Origin of the sequence: Pseudomonas fluorescens, assembly GCF_002837185.1 — a bacterium.
Taxonomy (GTDB): domain Bacteria; phylum Pseudomonadota; class Gammaproteobacteria; order Pseudomonadales; family Pseudomonadaceae; genus Aquipseudomonas; species Aquipseudomonas fluorescens_AM.
The window spans coordinates 71,876-93,860 of the sequence record NZ_KZ477989.1 but is presented as its reverse complement, the minus strand read 5'-3'; the positions used below and the strand labels follow the sequence as shown (position 1 = coordinate 93,860).

Here is a 21,985-nt window from a genome sequence, read left to right as displayed (position 1 = left end):
GTCATTCCTCACATTCATCAATGCCCGACTATACCGCGCAGCCCCGGCGACTGTGAACGCAGACGGGTTATTCAGTCTCTGAATGGCCGGTCACGTCAGTCCGGTCAACGCAGTCAATGTGGCAGGGGGCTTGCCCCCGATAGCGGGGGGTCAGTCACAGATGTATAAACTGACACACCGCCATCGGGAGCAAGCCCCCTCCCACAGTTTTAATCGGCGCTAGGCTTGGGTTGTTCGTAGCGGGCATTGAAGGCCTGGATAAAGCCATTGCGCAGGATCGCGATCACCGCAGAAAACGCACTGACATTCTGCTGGTGCACGCTGCCGCTCAGCTCCACGCGGGTCGCGAACTGGTTCTTGCGCTGGTTCTTCAATACCGTCTCGCTGGCGCCGACCACGGCCTCCCAGATCGAGCGGAAGATGTTCTTGTCTTTGTTTTCCACGTCCTGCTGCCAGTCGAATACTTCGACATCGCGCAACAGTGGCTTGATGTAGCCGCTCAGTTGGCCTTTTTCCGCCTGGGCTTCGACCACCACATCGCCGGTGCCGGCCTTGAAGTCGAACTTGCCGTAGGCCGAGGCGAAGTCATTCATGCGCTTGAGTTGCAGGTCGCGGGCGCGAAAGCGGAACTCGAACTCTTCGAAATCACTCAGCGGGTCAAAGGTGGCGCTGGCTTCCAGTGGCGCCTGGCCTTGCAGCAGCGCCTTGCCCTCAAAGCGCGCGTCGCGCTTGCCCTGGACGTCCACCACGTTGGTCAGGTTGTAGAGACTGGCGTTGACCCCGGTGGCGTTGATATTCACCTCAGGCTTGGAGCTGAAGTTATGAAAGGCGATCTTGCCGTCTTCGATGCGCACTTCGTTGAGGGTGATCGGCAGCAGTTTGCTCAGTTGTGCCTGCCAGTCGGTGCCTTTACCGGTCTGGGACGCCTGCTTGTTGGCGCCGCCGTCGACGAAGTTGATCTCCGGTCGTACGAAATGCCCTTCGGCCACGACGGCATGGTCGTACCACAGTGAATGCCAGCTCACCGCGAACTCGATCAGTGGCGCCTTGACGAACGGCACCGGTACCTTGCCGTCCACCTTGACGATCTGCAGACCGTTGATCCGGTAGGCGCCGCGCCACAAGGCCAGGTCCACATCGGCAATTTCGCCACGGTAATCGCCCATGTCGGCGAGCTTTTCATTCAGGTAGTTACGCACCAGGTAAGGCAGCGCGATGTGTATGGCAACCAGGACCAGCACCAGCCCGGCGACGGTCCAGAGCGGCCAACTGTAACGACGTTTCATGGGGCAGTTCTCCTTGCTCGTAGGAGATTGACTGCTGCAAACGGCGCAACGTTCCTCCGACTGGACGCCTAGTGGCACGAGGCATACCCTTGGGGCCTTTCCGACATTGCCAAACAGGACCCGTCATGAGCCGCATCTTTGCAGACAACGCGCACTCCATCGGTAATACACCCCTGGTGCAGATCAACCGCATCGCACCGCGCGGGGTCACCATCCTGGCCAAGATCGAGGGACGTAACCCAGGCTACTCGGTGAAGTGCCGCATTGGCGCCAACATGATCTGGGACGCGGAAAGCAGCGGCAAGCTCAAGCCGGGCATGACCATTGTCGAACCGACCTCCGGCAATACCGGGATCGGCCTGGCGTTCGTGGCGGCGGCACGTGGCTACAAACTGCTGCTGACCATGCCCGCGTCCATGAGCATCGAGCGGCGTAAAGTGCTCAAGGCCCTCGGCGCCGAGCTGGTGCTGACCGAACCGGCCAAGGGCATGAAAGGCGCCATTGAGAAAGCGGGCGAAATCGTCGCCGGCGACCCGAGCACCTACTTCATGCCGGCCCAGTTCGAAAACCCGGCCAACCCTGCCATCCACGAGAAAACCACCGGCCCGGAAATCTGGAACGACACCGATGGCGCCGTGGACGTGCTGGTGGCAGGCGTGGGCACTGGCGGCACGATCACCGGTGTGTCGCGCTATATCAAGAACACCGCAGGCAAGCCGATCCTGTCGGTGGCGGTGGAACCGGCCGTGTCGCCGGTGATCACCCAGGCGCTGGCGGGTGAAGAGATCAAGCCCAGCCCGCACAAGATCCAGGGCATTGGCGCCGGTTTCGTGCCGAAAAACCTCGACCTGGCGATGGTCGACCGCGTGGAACTGGTCACCGACGACGAATCCAAGGCCATGGCCCTGCGCTTGATGCAGGAAGAGGGCATCTTGTGCGGCATCTCCTGCGGCGCCGCCATGGCCGTGGCGGTGCGCCTGGCTGAAAAACCGGAAATGCAGGGCAAGACTATCGTGGTGATCCTGCCGGATTCGGGCGAGCGTTACCTGTCGAGCATGCTGTTCAGTGACCTGTTCACCGACCAGGAAAACCAGGCGTGAATCGGCTGTAGGAGCGAGCGTGCTCGCGAAAAACCTGAGAGCGCCACGTTGAATCAGTCAACCCGCGTTATCGTTGACGTTCTTCGCGAGCAAGCTCGCTCCTGCAGGGGCAAGGCGTGTTGATCCAGGTCAGCCGGTCGGCATGGGCCTTCTGCATAATGCGCCAAGTGTTTATCATGGCCGGCTGCTACGTCTGGTTTCCCTGCGACGGGAAGCTGTTGGCCAGGCGCTTATCTTCAGGAGTTGCTGCATGACCTTTTCTTTGGCCGCCAAATTGTCGGTGTTGCTGCTGTTTATCGGCAGTACGCTGTATGTGCACCTGCGCGGCAAGGCCCGTTTGCCGATGCTGCGCCAGTTCGTCAACCATTCGGCGCTGTTCGCCCCGTATAACGCCTTGATGTACCTGTTTTCCGCGGTGCCGTCCAAGCCTTACCTGGACCGCAGCAAATTCCCGGAACTGGACGTGCTCAAGGACAATTGGGAAGTGATCCGCGAAGAGGCCATGCACCTGTTCGACGAGGGTTATATCCGCGCCGCCGAAAAGAACAACGACGCCGGTTTCGGCTCGTTCTTCAAGAAAGGCTGGAAGCGCTTCTACCTCAAGTGGTACGACAAACCGCTGCCATCGGCCGAAGCCCTGTGCCCGAAAACCGTGGCGCTGGTCAGCAGCATTCCCAACGTGAAAGGCGCGATGTTCGCGCTGTTGCCGGGCGGCAGCCACCTGAACCCGCACCGCGACCCCTTCGCCGGCTCTTTGCGCTATCACCTGGGGCTGTCCACGCCGAACTCCGACGACTGTCGCATCTTCGTCGATGGCCAGGTCTATGCCTGGCGCGACGGTGAAGACGTGATGTTCGACGAAACCTACGTGCACTGGGTGAAGAACGAGACTGAAAAGACCCGTGTGATCCTGTTCTGTGACATCGAGCGGCCGTTGAGCAATCGCCTGATGACCCGCATCAACCGTTGGGTCAGCAAGCAACTGGGACGCGCGACCGCGCCGCAGAACCTGGACGACGAGCGCGTGGGCGGGATCAACCAGGCGTACGCCTGGAGCAAGACCTTCAGCGACAGGTTCAGCGGCCAGGTCAAGCAGTGGAAGCGCAAGCACCCCAAGGCCTACCGCATTGCGCGGCCGGTGCTGGCAGTGCTTGTCCTGGTATTGCTGTGGAAGTGGCTGTTCGGCTGATTTGAAATTTGGAATACCGTCAATGTGGGAGGGGGCTTGCCCCCTCCCACATTGGTTTGGCAGTGTTGCTTAAGAGGCGATCAACTGGCGCAGCACATAGTGCAAGATCCCACCCGCCTTGAAGTATTCCACCTCATTCAAGGTATCAATCCGGCACAGCACCTCGATCTTCTCGCGGCTGCCATCTTCGCGCGTAATCACCAACGTCAGGTTCATCCGTGGTTCGATCTCGGCATCGGTCAGCCCGAGGATATCGATCTTCTCCTTGCCGGTGAGCTTGAGCGCCTTGCGGTTCTGGTCCAGCTTGAACTGCAGCGGCAGTACGCCCATGCCCACCAGGTTGGAGCGGTGGATACGTTCGAAGCTCTCGGCGATCACCGCCTTGACACCCAGCAGGTTGGTGCCCTTGGCCGCCCAGTCGCGGCTCGAACCGGTGCCGTATTCCTGGCCGGCGATCACCACCAACGGGGTGTCCGATGCCTGGTACTTCATGGCGGCATCGTAAATCGCCATCTTCTCGCCGGTGGGGATATACAGGGTGCTGCCGCCTTCTTCGCCACCGAGCATTTCATTGCGGATACGGATATTGGCGAAGGTACCGCGCATCATCACTTCATGGTTGCCGCGACGTGAGCCGTAGGAGTTGAAGTCCCGTGGCTCCACGCCTTGCTCGCGCAGGTAACGGCCGGCGGGGCTGTCGGTCTTGATGTTGCCGGCGGGGGAGATGTGGTCGGTGGTCACCGAGTCGCCAAGCAGGGCCAGCACGTTGGCACCCTTGACGTCTTTGATCACCGGCAGTGGGCCGGCGATGTCGTCGAAGAACGGCGGATGCTGGATATAGGTGGAGTCCTGCTGCCACACGTAGGTCGCCGCCTGCGGTACCTCGATCGCTTGCCACTGTTCATCGCCGGCAAACACTTCGGCGTATTCCTTGTGGAACATCCCCGTGGTGACCTGGGCCACCGCGTCGGCGATCTCCTGGCTGCTGGGCCAGATGTCCCTCAGGTACACCGGGTTGCCGTGCCGGTCGTTACCCAGCGGCTCGCTGCTGATGTCGATACGTACCGTACCGGCCAGCGCGTAGGCCACCACCAGGGGCGGCGAGGCCAGCCAGTTGGTTTTCACCAGCGGGTGCACGCGGCCTTCGAAGTTGCGGTTGCCGGACAATACCGATGCGACGGTGAGGTCGGCTGTCTGGATGGCTTTTTCAATCGGCTCGGGCAGCGGCCCGGAGTTGCCGATGCAGGTGGTGCAGCCGTAGCCCACCAGGTCGAAACCGAGTGTGTCCAGATAGTGAGTGAGGCCGGCCGCGTTGTAGTAGTCGGTGACCACTTTCGAGCCCGGCGCCAGCGAGCTCTTGACCCATGGTTTGCGCGTCAGGCCTTTTTCCACGGCCTTCTTCGCCAACAGCCCGGCCGCCATCATTACGCTGGGGTTGGAGGTGTTGGTGCAGGAGGTAATGGCGGCGATGACCACGGCACCGTTTTTCAGGCGATAGGTGTTGCCTTCGTATTCATAGTCGGCTTCGCCCACCAGGTCGGCATTGCCCACGGCGACACCGCCGCCGCCTTCGCTTTCCAGGCGGCCTTCTTCCTTGCTGGTGGGTTTGAATTGCAGGTCGAGGAAATCACTGAACGCCTGGCCGACGTTGGGCAGGGCGACGCGGTCCTGCGGGCGTTTCGGCCCGGCGAGGCTGGCTTCGACGCTGCCCATGTCCAGGGCCAGGGTGTCGGTGAAGATCGGCTCCTGGCCGGCGTGGCGCCATAGGCCCTGGGCCTTGGTGTAGGCCTCGACCAACTTGACGGTTTCTGCCGGGCGACCGGACAGGCGCAGGTAGTCCAGCGTTACCTCGTCGACCGGGAAGAAGCCGCAGGTGGCGCCATACTCCGGCGCCATGTTGGCAATGGTGGCACGGTCGGCCAGCGGCAGGTCGGCCAGGCCGTCGCCATAGAATTCGACGAATTTACCCACCACGCCTTTTTTGCGCAGCATCTGGGTCACCGTCAGCACCAGGTCGGTGGCGGTGATGCCTTCTTTCAATTTGCCGGTAAGCTTGAACCCGATCACTTCCGGGATCAGCATCGATACCGGCTGGCCGAGCATCGCCGCTTCCGCTTCAATGCCGCCCACGCCCCAGCCGAGTACGCCCAGGCCGTTGATCATGGTGGTGTGGGAGTCGGTGCCCACCAGGGTGTCGGGGAAGGCGTAGGTGCGGCCGTCTTCATCCTTGGTCCACACGGTGCGGCCCAGGTATTCCAGGTTCACCTGATGGCAGATGCCGGTGCCCGGTGGCACCACGCTGAAGTTATCGAAGGCGCTCTGACCCCAGCGCAGGAAGGCGTAGCGTTCGCCGTTGCGCTGCATTTCGATATCGACGTTCTGCTCGAAGGCGTCGGCGTTGCCGAACTTGTCGACCATGACCGAGTGGTCGATCACCAGGTCGACCGGCGACAGCGGGTTGATGCGCTGCGGATCGCCGCCGGCCTTGGCCACGGCGGCGCGCATGGCGGCCAGGTCGACCACGGCGGGCACACCGGTGAAGTCCTGCATCAGCACACGGGCGGGGCGGTATTGGATTTCGCGGTCGGACTGGCGTTCCTTGAGCCAGGCGGCGATGGCCTTGAGGTCGGTGCCGGTGACGGTTTTGTTGTCCTCCCAGCGCAGCAGGTTTTCCAGCAGCACTTTGAGCGACATCGGCAGCTTGTCCAGGTCACCCAGGCTCTTGGCGGCTTCGGGCAGGCTGAAGTAGTGGTAGGTGTTGCTGTCTATTTGCAGTGTCTTAAGGGTTCTCAGGCTATCAAGGGATGACATTACATGACTCCTTATGATCCGCACGGCCACGGACCTGACGGGACGAACAGAGCGTTCAACTTAGCGCTGTTTTCATTAGCAGGCTAATAACTGGACTCTATCGCTGAGTCCAAGGTTCCGAACTCGGCTATCATGCGCGCGTTTTCATGACAGGTATTGCGATAGAGCAATCCAGTTGCCAGGAGATTCAATTGAACACCCTTTTTATGCACTGCCGCCCGGGTTTTGAAGGCGAAGTCTGTTCCGAGATTGCGGAACATGCCGCGCGCCTGAACGTGTCCGGCTACGCCAAGGCCAAGACCGGCAGCGCCTGCGCCGAATTTGTCTGCACTGAAGAAGACGGCGCGCAGCGCCTGATGCACGGCCAGCGCTTCGCCGAGCTGATCTTCCCAAGGCAGTGGGCGCGCGGGGTGTTTATCGACCTGCCGGAAACCGACCGTATCAGCGTGATCCTCGCCCACCTGCGGGAGTTCCCGGTGTGCGGTAGCCTGTGGCTGGAGATGGTCGATACCAACGATGGCAAGGAACTGTCGAACTTCTGCAAGAAATTCGAAGTGCACCTGCGCAAGGCCTTGCTTAACGCGGGCAGGCTGGTGGACGACCCGAGCAAGCCGCGCCTGCTGCTGACGTTCAAGAGCGGTCGCGAAGTGTTCATGGGCCTGGCCGAGCCGAACAACTCGGCAATGTGGCCCATGGGTATCCCGCGTTTGAAGTTCCCGCGTGACGCGCCAAGCCGCTCGACCTTGAAGCTGGAGGAGGCCTGGCACCACTTCATCCCCCGCGAACAATGGGATGAACGCCTGCACGGCGACATGACCGGTGTCGACCTCGGCGCGGCCCCCGGTGGCTGGACCTGGCAGTTGGTCAACCGGGGCATGCTGGTGACCGCCATCGATAACGGCCCCATGGCCGAAAGCCTGATGGACACCGGTCTGGTGCAGCACTTGATGGCCGACGGTTTCACCTTCGTCCCCAAGCAACCGGTGGACTGGATGGTGTGCGACATCGTCGAGAAGCCTGCGCGCAACGCGGCGTTGCTGGAAACCTGGATCGGCGAGGGGTATTGCCGCGAGGCGGTGGTCAACCTCAAGCTGCCGATGAAGCAGCGTTATGCCGAGGTGAAGCGTTTGCTCGAGCGGATCGAAGACGGCTTCAAGGCCCGTGGCATTCGTGTGGAAATCGGCTGCAAGCAGCTGTACCACGACCGTGAGGAAGTGACGTGCCACTTGCGTCGACTGCTGGACGTAAAGAAACCCAAGAGACACTGATATCCAATGTGGGAGCTGGCTTGCCTGCGATAGCGGTATCACTGTCGAAATGTATGTTGAATGTGCCCCCGTCATCGCGGGCAAGCCCCCTCCCACAGGGAGTCGGGTTCGTTTAGGAGTGAAGTATGAGTCTTGAATTGCCCGTCGACGGCACCCTCGACGCCACCGGCCTCAACTGTCCGGAGCCGGTCATGATGCTGCACCAGCACATCCGTGACCTGCCGCCGGGCGGCCTGCTCAAGGTGATCGCGACCGACCCGTCGACCCGCCGCGATATTCCCAAGTTCTGTGTGTTCCTTGACCATGAACTGGTCAGTCAGCAGGAAGACGCCGGCACGTACCTTTACTGGATCCGCAAGAAAGCCGCCGAACCCTTGTAGGAGCGAGCTTGCTCGCGAAAAACGCTAACAATCACGCAGCGCTTCTGGTTTAACCCGGCGCTCTCAGGTTTTTCGCGAGCAAGCTCGCTCCTACACGGCGCGCGTAAGCGCGGTGCCTGCATGGATACGCCGGCGCGCACTGCGCGCCAGGCGCACCAGCAGCATGCCGGCCGCGCAACTCAGGCCCACGATCAGGCCCTGCCACAAGCCGCTTGGGCCGCTGGGTTCGCCCAGCCAGTCGGTCAGCCCGAGGGCGTAACCTACCGGCAACCCCACGCCCCAGTAGGCAAACAGGGTCAGTACCATGGTCACCCGTGTGTCCTGGTAGCCGCGCAGCGCGCCGGCGGCGGTCACCTGGATGGAGTCGGAGAACTGGAACAGCGCCGAGAACACGAGCAGCATCGATGCCAGGTGGATCACCACCGGGTCGGGGGTGTAGATCGCCGCAATCTGCTCGCGAAACACCAGCATCAGGCTGCAGGACAAGCAGGCATAGGCCAGCGCTGTGCCCATGCCAACGCCTGCGGCAAAGCGTGCTTCACGCGGTTCCCCACGGCCCAGGGCCTGGCCGACGCGCACGGTGACGGCCATGCTCAGGGAGTAGGGGATCATGAATACCAGGGAGCTGACATTCAGCGCGATCTGATGGCCGGACACCACCGTGGCGCCCAGGCTGCCCAGCAGCAGGGCAATGACGGCGAAGATGCTCGATTCGGCAAAGATCGCCACGCCAATCGGCAGGCCGATCCCCAGTACGCGTTTGATCACCGCCCATTGCGGCCAGTCAAAGCGCTTGAACAATTCGCTGCTCTGATACGCCGCGCCCCAGCGCGTCCACCCGGCCAGGCCGAGCATCATCACCCACATCGCGATTGCCGTCGCCCAGCCACAGCCCACGCCGCCCATGGCCGGCAGGCCGAGATGGCCGTAGATGAAGATGTAGTTCAGTGGAATGTTCAGCGCCAACCCGCACAAGCCCATGACCATGCTCGGCCGCGTACGCCCCAGGCCGTCACTGAAGCAGCGAAACACGTAATACAGCGCAATGGCCGGCATCCCGGCCGCGATGCCATGCAGATAGCCCATGGACGGCTCGATCAGGTCGGGCTCGACCTTCATTGCGTGCAGTATCGGCTCGGCGCACAGCAACAACAGGGCGCCGCACAGGCCCACCACTACGGCCAGCCACAGTGACTGACGCACCAGAGGCCCGATTTCGTTGAACTTGCCCGCGCCATAGCGCTGCGCGACTTTCGGCGTAGTGGCCAGCAGGGTGCCCGTCATCAGCAAGTACACGGGGATCCAGATCGAGTTACCCAGGCCAACCGCCGCCAGGTCCTGGGGGCTGACCCGCCCGGCCATCACCGCGTCGACAAAGCTCATCGCGGTGGTTGCCAGTTGGCCGATGATGATCGGCAGGGCCAGCGTCAGCAGGCCGCGCACTTCCCGGCGGATGCGGGCGGGGCGGGTGAGGGTAGCGGTGGCAGTGTTCACGTACAGATGTCCAATAAAAAGGCAGTCGCAAGGACGGCGGATTCTACGCTTTGACGCAAGGGTCAGGAAAAAACCTGTGTTGCTGATTTGTAATGCGACTACGCAGGCACCCCCTAACCCGTGTGGTAGAGGGCTTGCCCCCTCCCACAGGGATCCCGGGTGTCACTTGAATCCCATGCCTGTACACTGCTGATCCGCCAAAGGAGCCTGCCATGCTGATTGTTGCCGACGAAAATATTCCGCTGCTCGATGCATTCTTCCGAGGGTTTGGCGAGATACGCCGCGTGCCCGGCCGCTCGATTGATCGTGCCACGCTGGAGCAGGCCGATGTGCTGCTGGTGCGCTCGGTGACCAACGTCAACCGGGCCTTGCTCGAGGGTTCGAAGGTGGGGTTTGTCGGCACCTGTACCATTGGCACCGATCATCTGGACCTCGATTATTTCCGGCAGGCCGGTATCCAGTGGTCAAGCGCGCCCGGCTGCAATGCACGGGGCGTGGTGGATTATGTGCTGGGCAGCTTGCAGACCCTGGCCGAAATCGAAGGTGCCGACCTTACCGGGCGTACCTATGGCATCGTTGGCGCCGGTGAGGTCGGCGGGCGGCTGGTCCAGGTGCTCAAGGGCCTGGGTTGGAACGTATTGGTCTGTGACCCGCCACGGCAGATCGCCGAAGACGGCGACTACGTGAGCCTGCAACAGATCATCGAGCAGTGCGACGTGATCAGCCTGCACACGCCGCTGATCAAGTCCGGCAATGGCGCCACCTGGCATCTGTTTGATCGCCAGCACCTGGAACAACTCAAGCCCGGCGCTTGGCTGATCAACGCCAGTCGAGGCGCGGTGGTGGATAACGCCGCCCTGCGCGAAGTGTTGCTTGAGCGCGAAGATCTGCAAGCGGTACTGGATGTGTGGGAGGGTGAGCCGCAGGTGGATGCCGACCTGGCTGACCTGTGCGTACTGGCCACCCCGCACATCGCCGGCTACAGCCTCGACGGCAAGCAGCGCGGCACTGCGCAGATCTATCAGGCGTTCTGTGCCCACCTGGGCCAGGAGCCGAGCATTCACTTGAGCGACCTGCTGCCGCCACCGTGGCTGGCCGAGGTGCACCTGAACGCGTCGACCGACCCGGCCTGGGCGTTGGCGACCTTGTGCCGCAGCGTGTATGACCCGCGCCGCGATGATGCGGATTTGCGTCGCAGCCTTGTGGGAACGGTGGACGAGCAGCGCAAAGCCTTTGACTTATTGCGCAAGCATTACCCTGAGCGCCGCGAGATCGATGGCCTGAAGGTGCGCATCAACGGCGAGTCGGCCGTGTTGTCGAGCATGGTGGCCGCACTGGGCGCGGTCTGCGTTTAGACAGCCGATAAAAAACCCGGCCACCTGGGCCGGGTTTGAAAGAGCGTCGGCGTTTCAGCCTTGCTGCGCAGGCTTGACCAGGCGCTGTTCCAGTTCGCTGCACGCTTGCTGGATCATCTCTTCGGTAATCTGCACTTCGAGGCCCTTGGCATCGATGTAAGAGCAAGGCAGCTCCTGCGGTTGGCGGATCACTTCAATCTTGGCATCGCTGCTGTTCTGCAAGGTCATGGCCTGTCTCCTCATCAGGTTGTGTACCTACTTTAATTCCCCCGCGTGACCGAGCTATTACAACTCCATACACGTTCACCGGTTCGAACACCCAGTCCACCAGAAACCGGCACATATTTCCAGATCAGTCTTAGACCGATAGCCTCTAGCGGCCTCTATCGGCGGGCATAATTAACCTGACTCATTGTTATTTACACAAGTTCCCCCAATGTTGAGGGTCAGACTCCGTCAGTGGTGAAGCCCTATGTTTTCAACCCGTCAACGCCGCGCAATCCGCTTGGCCAGCCGCTTTATCGCGCCCTATCGCTGGCAGGCGCTGGGCGCCCTGCTGGCGCTGATTGTCACCGCCGGTATTACCTTGTCCATGGGGCAAGGCATACGCCTGCTGGTCGACCAGGGGTTCATGACCCAGTCCCCGCACCTGCTCAACCAGTCCATCACGCTGTTCATGCTGCTGGTGCTGGGCCTGGCGGTGGGTACGTTCACGCGCTTCTACCTGGTGTCGTGGATCGGCGAGCGCGTAGTGGCGGACATTCGCCGGCAGGTGTTCAACCACCTGATTTACCTGCATCCCGGTTTCTACGAGAACAACCGCAGCTCGGAAATCCAGTCGCGCCTGACCACCGACACCACCTTGCTGCAATCGGTGATCGGCTCATCGCTGTCGCTGTTCTTGCGCAATGCCTTGATGGTCATTGGCGGTATCGTGCTGCTGTTCATCACCAACCCCAAGCTCACCAGCATTGTCGTGGTGGCATTGCCGTTGGTGCTGGCGCCGATCCTCATCTTCGGCCGGCGTGTGCGCAGCCTGTCGCGGCTGAGCCAGGACCGCATCGCCGATGTCGGCAGCTATGTGTCCGAAACCTTGGGCCAGATCAAGACCGTGCAGGCCTATAACCATCAGGCGCAGGACGAACAGCGTTTTGCCCTGACCGTGGAGGAGGCGTTTGCCACTGCGCGCAAACGCATCCTGCAGCGGTCCTGGTTGATTACCCTGGTGATCATGCTGGTGCTCGGTGCCGTGGGCGTGATGTTGTGGGTCGGCGGGATGGACGTGATCAACGGGCGCATTTCCGGCGGTGAGCTGGCGGCGTTCGTGTTCTACAGCCTGATCGTCGGCAGCGCCGTCGGCACCTTGAGCGAAGTGCTTGGCGAATTGCAGCGGGCCGCCGGCGCGGCAGAGCGGATTGGCGAACTGTTGCAGTCGAGCAACGAAATCCAGGCGCCGGCCAGCGGCAGCGTGCGCTTGCCGGAGCGTGTCAGCGGGCGCATGGCGCTTGAGGACCTGCGCTTTTCCTACCCGTCGCGGCCAGACAGCTACGCCATCGATGGCCTGAACCTGACGATCAACCCCGGCGAAACCCTCGCGCTGGTGGGCCCTTCCGGCGCGGGTAAATCGACGCTGTTTGACCTGCTGCTGCGCTTCTACGACCCCCAGCAAGGCCGCATCCTGCTTGAAGGCCAGCCGCTGACCGAACTCGACCCGCTGGACCTGCGCCGCCACTTCGCCCTGGTCTCCCAGAGCCCGGCGTTGTTTTTCGGCAGCATCGAGGACAACATCCGCTACGGTAACCCCACCGCCACCCGCGAACAGGTCGAAGCCGCTGCGCGTATCGCCCATGCCCACGACTTCATCCTGCAAATGCCCGACGGCTACCAGACCCACCTGGGCGACGGTGGCCTGGGCCTCTCCGGCGGTCAGCGTCAACGCCTGGCCATCGCCCGCGCGTTGCTGGTGGATGCGCCCATCCTGCTGCTCGACGAAGCCACCAGCGCCCTCGATGCCCAGAGCGAACACCTGATCCAGCAGGCCCTGCCGCAATTGATGCAGGGCCGTACCACCCTGGTGATCGCACATCGCCTGGCCACGGTGAAAAACGCCGATCGGATTGCGGTGATGGACCAGGGCAAGCTGGTGGCCGTGGGCACGCATCAGCAGTTGATTGCGAGCAATCCGCTGTATGCGCGGTTGGCGGCGTTGCAGTTCAGTGATGGCGGGCAGGAGGAATGAAGCTGCAGTGTGCTTGCGCCTTAGGGCATCATATGGCCTTTCGATAAATGATCTGGATGAGGATATGAGCCGTTATCAACCTCCGTTGACGCTGACGACAAAGATGCTGGCTCTAGTGGCCGATATCAGTGAGCAGATCGGTCAGCTCTCGGCGGGCAATGATAGCCGCCAGACGCCTCAGCTGAGGCGCGGTAACAGGATTCGCACCATTCAGGCTTCGCTCGCGATCGAGAACAATACGCTCAGCGTCGAGCAAGTCACCGCTGTCCTGGAGGGTAAGCGAGTACTGGGCCTGCCACGGGAAATCCAGGAGGTGCGCAACGCCTTTGCAGCCTATGAGGCGATGCCGCACTGGACGCCGAGTGATCGTGCTGACCTGCTGAAAGCCCACGAACTGCTGATGTTCGGATTGATAGACGATGCCGGACGGTTTCGTCACTCGGGGGTTGGCATTTATCGCGGCGAGCAATTGGTCCATATGGCGCCGCCCGCGAGTCGCGTTGCGCAGCTGATCGATGATTTGCTGCAATGGCAGTCAGCTTCAGATTGGCACCCTTTGATCGCCAGTTGTGTATTCCATTACGAGTTCGAATTCATCCATCCCTTTGCAGACGGCAATGGACGAATGGGGCGGCTCTGGCAGACGTTGATACTCAGCCAATGGCGTCCGGCGCTCGCTTATCTGCCAGTGGAGGCGGTCATTCGGGATCAGCAGGATGCCTACTATGCTGCGCTTTCGGCGGCGGATCAGCAGGCAGAAGCGACGCCCTTTGTTGAATTCATGTTGCAAGCCTTGAGCCTGGCGCTGGCTGAGGCGGTGTAAAGCCGACTCATAAAAAATGCCCGCATCTCTCAATGCGGGCATTCCTCTTGAAGCTTCAAACTTGCCGCTTGAAGCTGCCCCTCTTACTGGTCATCAAAATACCGCTCATGCCAATCCACCAACGGCTGCGGCGAATTGAGCTTCTGCCCGTAGATCACTGAATAAGACAGCACGTTCTGCACATACTGGCGGGTTTCGTCGAACGGGATGCTTTCCACCCACACGTCGAAACTCAGGTGATCGGCACCGCGCAGCCATTGACGCACGCGGCCGGGGCCGGCGTTGTAGGCGGCGGAAGCGAGTACACGGTTGCCGTTGAACTGGCTGTGCACCTGGCTCAGGTAGGCGGCGCCGAGCTGGATGTTCTTGTCCGGGTCCAGTACCTGGGCCGGGGAAGCCAGGGGAATGCTGAACTTGCGTGCGGTTTCCTTGGCGGTACCGGGCATCAGTTGCATCAGGCCGCTGGCGCCGACGCCGGAGCGGGCATCGTCCATGAAGGCACTTTCCTGACGGGTAATCGCGAACACCCAGCTCGAATGCAGGCCGCGCACCTTGGCTTCGCGCACCAGAGTGTCGCGGTGGGCCATCGGGAAGCGGATGTCCAGGTCGTCCCAATATTGCGCCTGGCTGATCGTGCGGATCGCCGGGAAGTACCACTTCATGTCGTAGGCCAACTTCGCCTGCGCGACCATTTCATCACGGTTGAAGTGACGGCTGACGTGGTACCACTCGCGGCGGCCATCGACGATCTGGCCACGGGCATAGAACTCCAGGGCACGGCGCACGCCTGGGGTATTGCGCACTTTATTGACCAGCGCCTGGCTCATCACCAGCGGCTTGTTGTTCAACTGGTAAGGGGTCTTGGAACGGTCGGCGGCGAGGAAGCCGTAGAAGTCGCGCTCCTTGGCCACGTTTTTGTACAGCACCAGCGCCTGCGGGTTTTTCGGTTCGGCCAGCTCCAGGCTGCGCGCCTGCCAGTAGCGCCAGCGGTTGGTGGTGGCCAGGTCCTGGGGCAGCTTGCGGGTCAGTTGGTAGGCATCTTCCCAGCGCGCCAGGCGCAGCAGCAGGCGCAGGCGCCATTCCGAAACGGTGTTGTCACGCAACTCCGGGTCGTACTTGGTCATTACCTCCAACGCACGAGGGTCGTAGCGACGGGCGAGCGTCAGGCCGATTTCCCGGGCAATCGAGACTTTTTCGTCACGGGAGAAGTGCATGCTGCTGGCGTAGCCGTCCAGCAGGGCCATGGCCTTGTCCGGGTCCTGGCGGGCCAGTCGGCGCAGGCCCAGGCCCACGGCGTCGGACATGGCCTCGGTGGCCGGCAGGAAGCGCGACGGGTCGCTGAGCATGTCGGGTTTTTGCGCCACGTCGATCATCAGGCGGCCCTGGGCGCCGAGCGTCGGCAGGGTTTTCACCAGGCTGTTGGCCAGTGCGTAGTTGCGTGCTTCGGCGGCAAGCTTGGTGCGGTCCCAGATTTTTTGTTCGGTCAACTGACCGTCAGATGCCCATTGGCCAAAGGTCACATCACAGGCGGCCGGCTGGGATTTGCCGGTCATCCACAGCTTTTCGGCGGTCTTGTAGCCCTCGGCCTTGAGGTTGTGGGTCAGTTGGTACTGGCCATGCAGGCAGTCCAGCTCGACGAAGTTGAGCTTGGTATCGTAGTACTTTTCAAAGGTTTGCCAGTCACCCCGTTCGGCCAGCCAGCGCAACCAGCGCAGCTTCATCCAGTTGGCTTGGGGCAGGTCGCCGTTTTTGGCGAGGAACTGTTCGATTTCCTGGTTGCTCGCGGTTTTAAGCCGCGCGGTCAGTTCGTCATACGCCAGGTACGGCGTCAGCGGGTAGTCGGCCAGAGCCTGGCTGTATTGCATGTACGGGCCACTGTCACCCTTGGCGAGGGCGCGCTTGGCTTCATCGTAATATTGACGTTGGGTGGTGAGGTCCACGGCCTGGGCAGATTGAACGGCGGTGGCGGAAAGAAGCAGGCAGGATAAAAAGTTGAAAAGGCGACTGCGCATGAGACGTCCGTGCAGAGAAATCACGACTAGCACCGGCATCGCCGACACTGATTGCCCCTAGCTTAGCCTTTTGCCAGCGACCGGCGAAAGCTTTGCCGGCCGGTTGGTTCAAGTTCGCGGCAAATGTCCTGCAGAACGTGTCGGCAGCGAAAATGCAGGCCGCATCCCACCCTCAACTCAGGTAGAATGCGCGCCCAGTTTTTGGAGAAGCGTATGACCCTGCTCAAATTCAGCGATGTGTCCCTTGCTTTCGGCGCTATGCCGTTGTTGGACAAGGTGTCCTGGCAGATCGCCCGTGGTGAGCGGGTGTGCATCATCGGCCGCAACGGCACCGGCAAGTCGAGCATGATGAAGCTGGTAAAAGGCGACCAGAAGCCCGATGAGGGCTCTGTCTGGCGCGCTCCCGGCCTCAAGATTGGCGAATTGCCGCAGGAATTGCCGGTAGCCGACGAGCGGACAGTGTTCGACGTGGTTGCCGAAGGCCTGGACGGGGTTGGCGAATTGCTTGCGCAATACCATCACCTGGCGCAGAACTGCGTCACCGAAGCCGACCTGGACAAGCTGATGCATGTCCAGCAAGACCTCGAAGCCCGCGATGGCTGGCGCTTGCAGCAACTGGTCGACAGCACCCTGAGCCGCCTGCAACTGCCGGCCGACAAGACCCTCGCCCAGTTGTCCGGCGGCTGGCGTCGTCGCGTGCTGCTGGCCCAGGCCCTGGTGTCCGAGCCGGATCTGCTGCTGCTCGACGAACCGACCAACCACCTGGATATCGGCGCCATTGCCTGGCTGGAAGAAGCCCTCAAGGATTTCCAGGGCGCCGTGCTGTTCATCACGCACGACCGTTCCTTCCTGCAAAACCTGGCCACCCGCATCCTCGAACTGGACCGTGGCGGCCTGATCGACTGGAACGGCGACTACGCCAGCTTCCTGGTGCACAAGGAAGCCGCACTCTCGGCTGAAGAGACCGCCAACGCGCTGTTCGACAAGAAACTGGCCCAGGAAGAAGTCTGGATCCGCCAGGGCATCAAGGCGCGTCGCACCCGTAACGAAGGCCGTGTGCGTGCGTTGAAAGCGCTGCGGGTTGAGCGCAGCGAACGTCGCGAACGCACCGGCAAGGCCAATATCCAGCTCGACACCGCCGACAAGTCGGGCAAGCAGGTGATGGTGCTGGAGAACGTCAGCTTCCATCATCCGGAAGGTCCGTTCCTGATCAAGGACTTCTCCATGGTCCTGGCGCGCGGCGACCGTATCGGCCTGCTGGGCGCCAACGGTACCGGCAAGACCACCTTGCTCAAGCTGATGCTCGGCGGTTTGCAGCCAACCAGCGGCACGGTGGAAGAGGGCACGCGTATCGACGTGGCTTACTTCGATCAGTTGCGCCACCAGTTGGACCTGGAGAAAACCGTGATCGACAACGTCGCCGAAGGTCGCGACTTTATCGACATCGACGGCCAGAGCCGCCACGTACTCAGCTACCTGGGCGACTTCCTGTTCAGCCCGCAACGTGCACGTACGCCGGTCAAAGCCTTGTCCGGTGGCGAGCGCGCGCGCCTGCTGCTGGCCAAACTGTTCAGCAAGCCGGCGAACCTGCTGGTGCTCGACGAACCGACCAACGACCTCGACGTGGAAACCCTCGAGTTGCTCGAAGAAGTGCTGTTGACCTTCAACGGCACCGTACTGATGGTCAGCCACGACCGGGCATTCCTCGACAACGTGGTGACCAGCACCCTGGTCTTCGAAGGTGAGGGCAAGGTACGCGAGTACGTCGGTGGTTATCAGGACTGGCTGCGCCAGGGCGGATCGCCGCGCCTGCTGGGCGTGACCGAGAGCAAGTCCGGCAAGGCCGACCTGACCTCTGCGGTCGTCGCGCCTGTGGCCGCCGCTGCTCCGATACAGGAAGCTGCGCCCGCCACCAAGAAAAAGCTCAGCTACAAGCTGCAGCGCGAGCTGGAAGCCTTGCCGGGTGATATCGATGCCAAGGAACAGCAGATTGCGGCAGTAGAGGCCGAGATGGCTGACGCCGGTTTCTACCAGCGCCCGGCAGCGGAAACCGCTGCGGTCATCGCCTCCCTGGAGACGTTGAACCAGGAGTTGGAAGCGCTGGTTGAGCGTTGGGCCGAGTTGGATGCCTGAGTGATCGGCCCGCAATGAAAAAGCCCGGCGCTGTTCTATGAGCGCCGGGCTTTTTCATATGAATGCGATTCAAGTGTGGGAGGGGGCTTGCCCCCGATAGCGGTGTACCCGTCAGCAGATATATCAACTGACAGAATGCTATCGGGGGCAAGCCCCCTCCCACATTGGATCGCCATCGATCTTACGAACTTTTAACCAACTTGACGGCCAGCACATCACACGGCGCGCCATGCAGCACATCATTGGCAGTGGAGCCCAACAGCAACGCCAGGCCATGGCGGCCATGGCTGCCGACCACGATCAGGTCGCAGCCTTGCTCCTTGGCCAGATGATGGATTTCCTGGCGCGGCTGGCCGTAGGTGAGGTGGCACGCGTCTTTAGTCAACTGAGGATATTTGACGATCAACCGCTCAAGACGCTCCTTGGCCTGGTCAAATTGCTGTTGCTGCAACTGGGAAAGATCCATGGGCACGTCGCCGCCGAAGGCCATGGCCATCGGCTCAACGATATGCACCAGCGACAGTTTGGCGCCATTGGCAATTGACGATTCCTGCGCGCGCTTGATCACTGGATCGCACTCTTCGGTCAGGTCGACGGCGACCAGAATATGGGTATAGGGCATGGGGCGTTCCTCCAGGGAGACTGCAATAGGTTCAGTATGGCTGCTTTCAAGCGGATCGGCTTGCGTCAGGTCAAATCCGCTCATCTAGAAATTCGGGAGTACACATATGACGGTCTGGATAGTGGTGTCAATCCTTGTTGTGGTGCTGAGCCCTTTGGCATGGCTGCGCCCCTCGCGCCACCAGAGCGGGCGCATGGCGCTGCGCATGGAGGCGCGCCGCATCGGGCTGGCCATGCAACTGGCGCCCCAGGAATGGCCGCACTGGCTCAAGCAAGAGCCGCCGAGCCCCTGCGCGCAGTACTGCCGGCCACGGCGCGGCAACGCGCCAGCCATCTGGAGTTACTGGCAGTGGGAACCGGGTGTGTGGGTCAACCAATGGCGCGAGGTGTGCGTGGATGAGAAGTTGTTGCCGCATTTTTCAACGATGCCGGCCAACGTCTACAAGGTCGAGGCGGACAAGCAAATGATCGCCTTGTACTGGGGCGAGAAGGGCGATGCCAGTGTGTTGAAGGATATCGACGCGCTGCTCAAAGCCCTGGCCTGATAGGACCCACTCATTGTAGGCGCGAGCTTGCTCGCGAAAAACCCGAGAGCGCCGCGTTAAAGCCGAGTTAGCTGCGTTATGGGTGGCGATTTTCGCGAGCAAGCTCGCGCCTGCAGAAAAACCGGAAGGCCGGGCAATAAAAAGCCCGACTCATCATCGGGCTGGAGCTGGCCAGGCAGGCCGGTAAATCCTCAGGTTGCGGTTAGCCTAGCCGCCAATCCCTTTCTGTACAGCCTTTTCCCGCATCTTTCCTATTATTGGTCCTGTGAATAGCTGGATATTGACGGCCTGCTATCCTGTGCTCCGGGTTCTGAACTGACTGGAAAGTCGCGTTTTTCCTAGCCTTTGGAGCGATTGACAATTGCCCGGAATTGGATGAAGGTGGCGTACCCAAATCAAACGGGCGTATGAATTGAGCGTTTGTCCTACAGACGGCTCTGACATAACCCCGACTATCGCACTGGCGGGTGTGCCTGGCGGATTGGCGTGAGCATTGATGCAGGTGTCAATGTCCAACCAGAGGCCAGCGTTCGGTGTGTACTGTTCAGCTTCCATATCGTGGAGATCAGTTGATGATTTACGAAGGTAAAGCCATCACGGTTAAGGCTCTTGAAAGTGGCATCGTCGAATTGAAATTCGACCTCAAGGGTGAGTCCGTCAACAAGTTCAACCGTCTAACCCTGAACGAACTGCGTCAGGCCGTAGACACCATCAAAGCAGATGCTTCGGTCAAGGGCGTGATCGTCTCCAGCGGCAAGGACGTGTTTATCGTCGGCGCTGACATCACCGAATTCGTCGACAACTTCAAGCTGCCCGATGCCGAGCTGGTGGCTGGCAACCTTGAAGCCAACAAGATTTTCAGCGATTTCGAAGACCTCAACGTACCCACCGTTGCTGCGATCAACGGTATCGCCCTGGGCGGCGGCCTGGAAATGTGCCTGGCGGCGGACTTCCGCGTCATGTCGACCACTGCCAAAATCGGCCTGCCTGAAGTCAAGTTGGGCATCTACCCAGGCTTCGGCGGTACCGTGCGCCTGCCGCGCATCATCGGTGCCGACAACGCCATCGAATGGATTGCCGCCGGCAAGGAAAACCGTGCTGAAGACGCGCTGAAAGTCGGCGCCGTCGATGCTGTGGTTGCCCCGGACAAACTGGCCGAAGCCGCGCTGAACCTGATCAAGGGCGCCATCAGCGGCGAATTTGACTACAAGGCCAAGCGTCAGCCGAAGCTGGAAAAACTCAAGCTCAACGCCATCGAGCAAATGATGTCGTTCGAAACCGCCAAGGGTTTCGTGGCTGGCCAGGCCGGCCCGAACTACCCGGCGCCGGTTGAAGCGATCAAGACCATCCAGAAAGCCGCGAACTTCGGTCGCGACAAAGCCCTGGAAGTGGAAGCTGCGGGCTTCGTCAAACTGGCGAAAACCTCGGCGGCCCAGAGCCTGATCGGCCTGTTCCTGAACGATCAGGAGCTGAAGAAAAAGGCCAAGGCCTACGACGAGATCGCCCGCGACGTGAAACAGGCCGCCGTACTCGGCGCCGGTATCATGGGGGGCGGCATCGCTTACCAGTCGGCGTCCAAAGGCACGCCGATCCTGATGAAGGACATCAACGAGCACGGTATCGAGCAGGGCCTGGCGGAAGCCGCCAAACTGCTGGTGGGCCGCGTTGATAAAGGTCGCATGACCGCTGCAAAAATGGCTGAAGTGCTTAACGGCATTCGTCCTACGCTGTCCTACGGCGATTTCGGCCACGTCGACTTGGTGGTCGAAGCCGTTGTCGAAAATCCGAAGGTCAAGCAGGCGGTATTGGCTGAAGTCGAGGCGCAGGTCAAAGACGACACCATCCTGGCCTCCAACACCTCGACTATTTCCATTTCGCTGCTGGCTCAGGCCCTCAAGCGTCCGGAAAACTTCGTCGGCATGCACTTCTTCAACCCGGTGCACATGATGCCGCTGGTGGAAGTGATCCGTGGCGAGAAGTCCAGTGAACTGGCCGTGGCCACCACCGTTGCCTACGCCAAGAAAATGGGCAAAAACCCGATCGTGGTCAACGACTGCCCGGGTTTTTTGGTCAACCGTGTGCTGTTCCCCTACTTCGGCGGTTTCGCCAAGCTGGTCAGCGCCGGTGTGGACTTCGTGCGCATCGACAAGGTCATGGAGAAATTCGGCTGGCCCATGGGCCCGGCGTACCTGATGGACGTGGTCGGCATCGACACCGGCCACCATGGTCGCGACGTCATGGCTGAAGGTTTCCCGGACCGCATGAAAGACGACCGTCGTTCGGCGATCGACGCGCTGTACGAGGCCAAGCGCCTGGGCCAGAAGAACGGCAAGGGTTTCTACGCCTACGAGGCCGACAAGAAGGGCAAGCAGAAGAAAGTAGCCGACCCGTCGGTGCACGAAGTGCTGGCCCCGGTCATCTACGAGCAGCGTGAGGTGTCGGACGAAGACATCATCAACTGGATGATGATCGCCCTGTGCCTGGAAACCGTACGTTGCCTGGAAGACGGCATCGTCGAGACCGCCGCCGAGGCCGATATGGGCCTGGTGTACGGTATTGGTTTCCCTCCATTCCGTGGTGGTGCGCTGCGTTACATCGATTCGATCGGTGTGGCCGAGTTCGTTGCCCTGGCTGACAAATACGCTGATTTGGGCCCGCTGTACCACCCGACCGCGAAGCTGCGTGAGATGGCCAAGAATGGCCAGAGCTTCTTCGGTTAAGCGCCCAAT

General features: G+C 61.2%; 15 protein-coding genes and 1 pseudogene. 10 read left to right on the top strand and 6 right to left on the bottom strand.

What is annotated here, in order from left to right; all coding sequences use genetic code 11:
* Positions 1 to 209: 209 nt before the first annotated feature.
* Positions 210 to 1,286, bottom strand: coding sequence for a DUF748 domain-containing protein (locus CIB54_RS06435; protein WP_065950509.1), 1,077 nt, complete (start codon positions 1,284 to 1,286; stop codon positions 210 to 212).
* Positions 1,287 to 1,411: 125 nt separating this feature from the next.
* Between CIB54_RS06435 and cysK the strand changes: the two genes are divergently transcribed.
* Together cysK and CIB54_RS06425 are read left to right on the top strand one after the other, a co-directional pair.
* Entirely contained in the window at positions 1,412 to 2,386 is a 975-nt protein-coding gene (gene cysK / locus CIB54_RS06430; protein WP_065950508.1) for a cysteine synthase A, read from the top strand.
* 250 nt (positions 2,387 to 2,636) lie between these two features.
* Positions 2,637 to 3,575 carry an aspartyl/asparaginyl beta-hydroxylase domain-containing protein gene (locus CIB54_RS06425; protein WP_101219136.1) on the top strand — a complete coding sequence of 313 codons (939 nt, stop codon included), beginning with the start codon at positions 2,637 to 2,639 and terminating at the stop codon, positions 3,573 to 3,575.
* A 69-nt stretch (positions 3,576 to 3,644) separates the two neighbouring features.
* On the opposite strand, the gene acnA is transcribed toward CIB54_RS06425, so the two are convergent.
* Positions 3,645 to 6,386, bottom strand: a complete 2,742-nt coding sequence (gene acnA, locus CIB54_RS06420) for an aconitate hydratase AcnA (RefSeq protein ID WP_101219134.1) — start codon at positions 6,384 to 6,386, stop codon at positions 3,645 to 3,647.
* A gap of 191 nt (positions 6,387 to 6,577) precedes the next feature.
* On the opposite strand from acnA, the gene rlmM reads away from it, so the two are divergent.
* Entirely contained in the window at positions 6,578 to 7,654 is a 1,077-nt protein-coding gene (rlmM, locus tag CIB54_RS06415) for a 23S rRNA (cytidine(2498)-2'-O)-methyltransferase RlmM (RefSeq protein WP_101219132.1), read from the top strand.
* Positions 7,655 to 7,779: 125 nt separating this feature from the next.
* Positions 7,780 to 8,034: a sulfurtransferase TusA gene (tusA, locus tag CIB54_RS06405; protein WP_101219130.1), complete on the top strand. Its 255-nt coding sequence runs from the start codon at positions 7,780 to 7,782 to the stop codon at positions 8,032 to 8,034.
* Positions 8,035 to 8,124: 90 nt separating this feature from the next.
* Here tusA and CIB54_RS06400 read toward each other — a convergent pair whose 3' ends face one another.
* Positions 8,125 to 9,528: an MATE family efflux transporter gene (locus CIB54_RS06400; protein WP_065950503.1), complete on the bottom strand. Its 1,404-nt coding sequence runs from the start codon at positions 9,526 to 9,528 to the stop codon at positions 8,125 to 8,127.
* Between the two features lie 212 nt (positions 9,529 to 9,740).
* Here CIB54_RS06400 and pdxB point away from each other — a divergent pair, with 212 nt between their 5' ends.
* Complete coding sequence (pdxB, locus tag CIB54_RS06395; protein WP_101219128.1) at positions 9,741 to 10,883, top strand: 4-phosphoerythronate dehydrogenase PdxB; 1,143 nt, start codon at positions 9,741 to 9,743, stop codon at positions 10,881 to 10,883.
* Positions 10,884 to 10,937: 54 nt separating this feature from the next.
* Here the strand turns inward: pdxB and CIB54_RS27425 are convergent, their stop codons facing one another.
* Positions 10,938 to 11,111 carry a PA1571 family protein gene (locus CIB54_RS27425; RefSeq protein ID WP_175413266.1) on the bottom strand — a complete coding sequence of 58 codons (174 nt, stop codon included), beginning with the start codon at positions 11,109 to 11,111 and terminating at the stop codon, positions 10,938 to 10,940.
* Between the two features lie 244 nt (positions 11,112 to 11,355).
* Here CIB54_RS27425 and CIB54_RS06390 point away from each other — a divergent pair, with 244 nt between their 5' ends.
* Positions 11,356 to 13,122 (top strand): ABC transporter transmembrane domain-containing protein, encoded by a 1,767-nt coding sequence (locus tag CIB54_RS06390; RefSeq protein ID WP_101219126.1) that lies wholly within the window; start codon positions 11,356 to 11,358, stop codon positions 13,120 to 13,122.
* A gap of 64 nt (positions 13,123 to 13,186) precedes the next feature.
* Positions 13,187 to 13,942, top strand: a pseudogene (locus tag CIB54_RS06385) (Fic family protein); the annotation flags it as partial.
* A gap of 86 nt (positions 13,943 to 14,028) precedes the next feature.
* On the opposite strand, the gene CIB54_RS06380 reads toward CIB54_RS06385, so the two are convergent.
* A complete protein-coding gene (locus CIB54_RS06380; protein ID WP_101219124.1) occupies positions 14,029 to 15,957 on the bottom strand; it encodes a transglycosylase SLT domain-containing protein in 1,929 nt (642 codons plus the stop codon).
* A 213-nt stretch (positions 15,958 to 16,170) separates the two neighbouring features.
* On the opposite strand from CIB54_RS06380, the gene CIB54_RS06375 reads away from it, so the two are divergent.
* Positions 16,171 to 18,090, top strand: coding sequence for an ATP-binding cassette domain-containing protein (locus CIB54_RS06375; RefSeq protein WP_101219122.1), 1,920 nt, complete (start codon positions 16,171 to 16,173; stop codon positions 18,088 to 18,090).
* 181 nt (positions 18,091 to 18,271) lie between these two features.
* Here the strand turns inward: CIB54_RS06375 and CIB54_RS06370 are convergent, their stop codons facing one another.
* On the bottom strand, positions 18,272 to 18,712 hold the full coding sequence (locus CIB54_RS06370; RefSeq protein ID WP_065950497.1) for a universal stress protein: 441 nt from the start codon (positions 18,710 to 18,712) through the stop codon (positions 18,272 to 18,274).
* A gap of 106 nt (positions 18,713 to 18,818) precedes the next feature.
* On the opposite strand from CIB54_RS06370, the gene CIB54_RS06365 reads away from it, so the two are divergent.
* Both CIB54_RS06365 and fadB read left to right on the top strand, forming a co-directional pair.
* On the top strand, positions 18,819 to 19,256 hold the full coding sequence (locus CIB54_RS06365) for a hypothetical protein (RefSeq protein ID WP_101219121.1): 438 nt from the start codon (positions 18,819 to 18,821) through the stop codon (positions 19,254 to 19,256).
* Between the two features lie 572 nt (positions 19,257 to 19,828).
* Positions 19,829 to 21,976, top strand: a complete 2,148-nt coding sequence (fadB, locus tag CIB54_RS06360) for a fatty acid oxidation complex subunit alpha FadB (RefSeq protein WP_065950495.1) — start codon at positions 19,829 to 19,831, stop codon at positions 21,974 to 21,976.
* Positions 21,977 to 21,985 lie beyond the last annotated feature (9 nt).